1 protein-coding gene is annotated in these 265 nt (G+C 49.1%); it reads right to left on the minus strand.

The window, feature by feature from the left end; translation table 11 throughout:
* Positions 1–8: 8 nt before the first annotated feature.
* Positions 9–203, minus strand: a complete 195-nt coding sequence (locus QP413_RS10050) for a Rop family plasmid primer RNA-binding protein (protein WP_001041640.1) — start codon at positions 201–203, stop codon at positions 9–11.
* Positions 204–265: the final 62 nt, after the last annotated feature.

Here is a 265-nt window from a genome sequence, read left to right on the forward strand (position 1 = left end):
CGGATGCGTTATATCCCGGTGCGATTTTCCGCTTCAAAGCGTGTCTGTATGCTGTTCTGAAGTTCTTCCGCGAGTTCGTGCAGCTTCTCACACATGGCGGCCTGTTCGTCAGCATCAAGTGCGTCCAGTTTTTCGAGCAGCGTCAGGCTCTGGCTTTTTATGAATCCTGCCATGTTGAGTACGGTTTGCTGCTGCTTGTTCATCTTTCTGTTTTCTCCGTTCTGTCTGTCATCTGCGTTGTGTGATTATATCGCGTACCACTTTT

The sequence above is a fragment of the Corynebacterium sp. UMB4614 genome (assembly GCF_030217065.1).
Lineage (GTDB): Bacteria > Actinomycetota > Actinomycetes > Mycobacteriales > Mycobacteriaceae > Corynebacterium.

Excerpts from the sequence above, each read along its gene's own strand:
- QP413_RS10050 (WP_001041640.1), bottom strand. The coding sequence starts at position 203 with ATGAACAAGCAGCAGCAAACCGTACTCAACATGGCAGGATTCATAAAA.